Origin of the sequence: Mesotoga sp. HF07.pep.5.2.highcov, assembly GCF_003666285.1 — a bacterium.
Lineage (GTDB): Bacteria > Thermotogota > Thermotogae > Petrotogales > Kosmotogaceae > Mesotoga > Mesotoga prima.
Genome location: NZ_JFHJ01000667.1, coordinates 1 through 859 on the forward strand (window position 1 = coordinate 1; position 859 = coordinate 859).

Below are 859 nucleotides of genomic sequence, written 5' to 3' on the forward strand. Positions count from 1 at the left end.
CACCCCTCCTGACAGGAAGGCTTTCACCCACAAGACTCTGGAGACATGGAAGGCTTCGTACGGACTCATGGAAGAACGTTCCTTGGGGGATCTCCGAAGTTCCTGAAAAGGTGAAGGTCTTGGAATCGATCTTTCCCCCGTTCATTACCCACAACGCCAACTAACGTTCAATTGAAGGACAGTTGAGGAGGGATCCCTTGAGAGGAAAGCCAGTGATAGTCGCTGAGTATGATTCATCGTGGCCAGAGCTTTTCAGAAGGGAAGCGGAACTGATCTATGCCGCGCTCGAAGGTGTTGAGATGAGTATCGAGCACATAGGAAGCACAGCAGTTCCTGGACTGCAGGCCAAACCCGTGATCGACATAATGATTGGCGTATCATCACTTGAACAAGCCGATTCCTGCGTGCCATTCATTGAAAGAACGGGCTATCTTTACAGACCCGAGCACGAGGATTCAATGCCAGAAAGAAGGTACTTTGAAAGATCCGGCAGTGAGATTGACTGCCACGTACACTTGGTCGTTTTTGGAAGCAAGTTCTGGAGAGGCCACATCTTTTTCAGGAACTGTTTGCGTGAAAACCCAGAGATAGTACAACAATACGCTGCGCTCAAGAAAGAGCTCGCCGAAAAATACAGAGATAACAGAGAAGCTTATACAAATGGCAAGGCTGAGTTCATCCAGGGGATACTGAGACGGCAGAAGGATCCACTTTAGGAAACTAACGTTTTGACCACAGCGCCCGTAGTGGAAATGGAAACGCGCGTAGAGGTTAGAGGTCAGTGGTCAGAGGTTGGAAGAGCAAGAGAGTGGTCACCGTTCGTCGAGGAGAAGTTGTTCGTTCCAGAGAGAGGATCTGT

Annotated in this window: 1 protein-coding gene; it reads left to right on the top strand. The window is 49.4% G+C overall.

Annotation, left to right across the window (positions count from 1 at the left end; genetic code table 11):
- The first annotated feature begins 197 nt into the window (after positions 1 to 197).
- Positions 198 to 716, top strand: coding sequence for a GrpB family protein (locus BG32_RS14190; RefSeq protein WP_006489862.1), 519 nt, complete (start codon positions 198 to 200; stop codon positions 714 to 716).
- Positions 717 to 859: the final 143 nt, after the last annotated feature.